The sequence below is a fragment of the Anoxybacillus sp. TBDG-1 genome (assembly GCF_054815885.1).
Genome location: NZ_JBTZSY010000088.1, coordinates 1 through 3,365, shown reverse-complemented (window position 1 = coordinate 3,365; position 3,365 = coordinate 1). Strand labels below are relative to the sequence as shown.

The 3,365-nt window shown below is 38.6% G+C and carries 3 protein-coding genes; all 3 read left to right on the top strand.

Annotated elements, in window-relative coordinates; all coding sequences use genetic code 11:
• Positions 1-393 precede the first annotated feature (393 nt).
• The gene (locus tag ACYQY7_RS13780) at positions 394-1,620 is read left to right on the top strand and encodes an ATP-grasp domain-containing protein (protein WP_429878679.1); all 1,227 of its coding nucleotides are present in this window, start codon (positions 394-396) and stop codon (positions 1,618-1,620) included.
• A complete protein-coding gene (locus tag ACYQY7_RS13775; protein WP_461202912.1) occupies positions 1,605-2,828 on the top strand; it encodes an MDR family MFS transporter in 1,224 nt (407 codons plus the stop codon). The genes ACYQY7_RS13780 and ACYQY7_RS13775 overlap by 16 nt, the downstream gene beginning before the upstream one ends.
• 205 nt (positions 2,829-3,033) lie before the next feature.
• Positions 3,034-3,354, top strand: a complete 321-nt coding sequence (locus ACYQY7_RS13770; RefSeq protein ID WP_461202910.1) for a thiamine pyrophosphate-binding protein — start codon at positions 3,034-3,036, stop codon at positions 3,352-3,354.
• Positions 3,355-3,365 lie beyond the last annotated feature (11 nt).

Genomic DNA, 3,365 nt, shown 5'->3' with positions numbered 1-3,365 from the left:
TTCGCTTGTCACACTCGGGCTAGTTGAGCGCTAGCGCTCAACTAGCACCACGGGTTATATATTTAAAAAACTAATATATTTTTCAATTTTTTGTAATTAATGATTGATGTACCAAAAATAATTTCCTATAATATATTTAAAATTTTAAAAAGTACATTTATTCTTAACAAGTTTATAATAAGAACTTTGGCTCATTATCGTAAAAGAAGATTAGAAAAGGAGGGAGAATCAGTAGAAGTTGGTGTAACTGATACTTAGAACGGTTAAAACAAGTTGTAGTCAAATTCTATGTATAAGTGGACTATTTCATCAAACAGGGCTTGACTGAAATTCCTACATACTAGTGAAGTAGTAATTTAATGAATGTAAAAAATTAAATGAGGAGGCTTTAGTATGAGTATCCTGATCATTAATAAGGCACCTTATTCCAAATCCCCATACGATGTTTGGTTGCAAGAATTGAATGAAGATATACTGATGCTGACAACAACGAAACAGACAGAAGAATGTACGAACTATCGATTGGTTGAAGCATTTGATCATTACGAAACCAATGGCGCTATTGAGGTTCGTGCATTGGAATTGTATGAAACGTATAAGTTTCGGACAATCATCGCAACGTCAGAATATGACCTTTTACGTGCAGGTAGGTTACGGGATGTATTGGGAATTGAGGGTCAATCTTGGGAAAGCGCCCTTGCGTTTCGTAACAAGATCATTATGAAAGAGCGAGTACGAGAAGCTGGTCTGAAAGTTCCTGATTTTACTAAAATAGAATCAGCTGTTGATCTGTATAATTTTATCCAGAAATACGGATATCCTGTGGTTATCAAACCGATATATGGAATGGGATCAATCAATACGGTAGTATTGCGTAATCGCAACGAACTAATGGATTATCTGGTTAATGGACTGGTATCTAATCTCGAGGTGGAGACATTCATTGAAGGGGATATGTATCATATCGATGGACTTGTGTTGAACGGAGAGATTGTCCATTGTTGGCCTTCTAAATATGTTAATGGGTGTCTTGCTTTTCAAAATGAGAAGTTTCTCGGAAGCTATCAGCTTGACGCGGATAATCCTTTAACCTCTCGGTTGATAGATTTTGTCGGCCATGTGCTTGAAGCGTTACCTACCCCAGATATTACTACGTTTCATGCTGAAGTATTCCATACACCAAATGATGAATTAGTATTCTGTGAAATTGCCAGTCGAACGGGTGGAGCTATGGTACGTGACACAATCCAACAGGGGTTTGGATTTGATATCAACCAGATTTGTGTACAGGCTCAATGCGGGTTGGAGGTCACAGTTCCGATACGTTCGCTTCGTGGTGAAGGTCCGCAAATGCCAAGTGGTTGGTTGTTAATTCCGCAAAAAAAGGGAGTGCTTAAAGAGATCCCGACAACCCGCTTTGCAAACTGGGTGACGAAGCAAGTCATCTCGGCAAAGCCCGGTCAAGAATTTGATGGTTCTGTCTCAAGTGTGGATGCCATAGCAAAATTTTGCGTCGTAGGTGATTCAGAAGCACAAGTAGCTGCTCGTATTCAACAGTTGGCAGCGTGGTTTGAACAATCCGTGGTTTGGGAGGGTAAATTTGATTGTTTGCACAATTAAGAGAATTCAACCGATTTCATCCGATTATCCGTTTTCTGTTGTTTGGTACAATGATTATGCGGGCGGCAAGGTCGATGTCCATGCCATTTTTAGCAATTTATCTCTATCGGCAGACAGGTTTGTCTTCTGACCTAATTGGGATAATTATCGGATTAGGGTTTTTAGCTAGTACCATAGGTGGAATTTTTGGAGGAACATTGTCGGATAAGATTGGTAGAAAAAAAGTTATGCTAATTGCTCTCTTTATCTGGAGCTTAGTGTTCCTACTGTTTGGATGTGTTAAACACCCTGTCTTGTTTATAATACTAAACATCATCAATGGTCTGTGCAACTCGTTTTTTGAACCTGTCTCCAAAGCGTTAATGTCCGATTTATCCGATACTTCTGAGCGATTTCGAATTTTTTCTCTTCGTTATCTGGCGATTAACATCGGAGCAGCGGTAGGACCACTCGCGGGCACATATCTAGGTTTGGTGGCGAGTTCCACTCCATTTTTAATTACGGGTACAGTTTATTTTTGTTACGCATTAGCATTAACCTTAATGCTTAGGAGCATTGTCATGCAGCAGAGAGGGGAATATAAAGAACCATTTCGCCTACGAATTGCATGGGACACAATAAAAGAGGATGTTCCACTCCGCTTCTATGTGCTTGGTGGGATCATCTGGATGTTTGGATATTCCCAGATGGACAGTACTTTGATTCAATATCTAAACCATGAATTTGTAGAGGGTGTAAAGATTTTCTCTGTCTTGATAACAGTTAATGCTGTTACAGTTATTATCCTTCAGATGCCAATAACCAAATGTTTCGAAAATCGTAATCCCTTGTTTAACATAGCGGTCGGGAACACGCTGTTCATGTTCGGTAACATAGGTTTTGCATTTTCTGATGGTTCGTTTTCCTTTATCTTGTCTATGATCGTCTTTACGCTAGGAGAAATTTTAAGTTTTCCAGCTATGAATGTCCTTTTGGATGAACTAGCACCGACAAGTATGCGTGGAATGTACTATGGTATACAAAATTTTTACAATATTGGACAATTTCTTGGCCCTTGGTTAGGTGGGCTTATCTTGGGATTATACGGAGGAGCAACCCTTTTTCTGATCGTTTCCTTTTCTACGCTCATTGTCTTGTATATTTATTGGCGAGGTCGTCAAAAGTACTTAGCATCGGGTAAGCATCGAGAAAAACACCTAGTCGTTTAGTTTAACAAATATATTTTTTAGTGGGAAATATTTAAACAAAGGCTTGATTATAAATGATAAATGTTTAATTTTTCAGGACAGGTACTTATGAAGTTTTAAATATCGCTCAAAACAATTCGTTCCATTTAGACAAATTTAAATTTTTTAAAAAGTTATATATAAAACAATAATCAAACACAAAATGGGTTGGGAGAGGGGAAGAAGATTGAATAGCACTGCAGAAAGAATGTTGGCGGTTCTAAAAGAGAACGGATACAATCATTTTACTGGCGTTCCCTGCTCACTTTTGAAGGGAATTTTTAAGCTATTGGAATCAAAGGCGAATGAGGTGGATGAAGGCATTTTCTATGTACCAGCGGTTCGTGAAGATTCAGCATTGGGAGTTGCGTCAGGAATATATCTTGGAGGGAAGAAGAGCGTCGTCCTAATGCAAAACTCAGGACTAGGTTACAGCCTAAATGTGCTGACTTCATTTAACTTAATCTATCCTGAAAACAAAATTTGGCAAAAAACAACCCCCACCTAGCCTTTGGAATA

What these genes read in the sequence shown, in the direction of transcription:
- ACYQY7_RS13780 (WP_429878679.1), top strand. Translation starts at nt 394, where the DNA reads ATGAGTATCCTGATCATTAATAAGGCACCTTATTCCAAATCCCCATAC.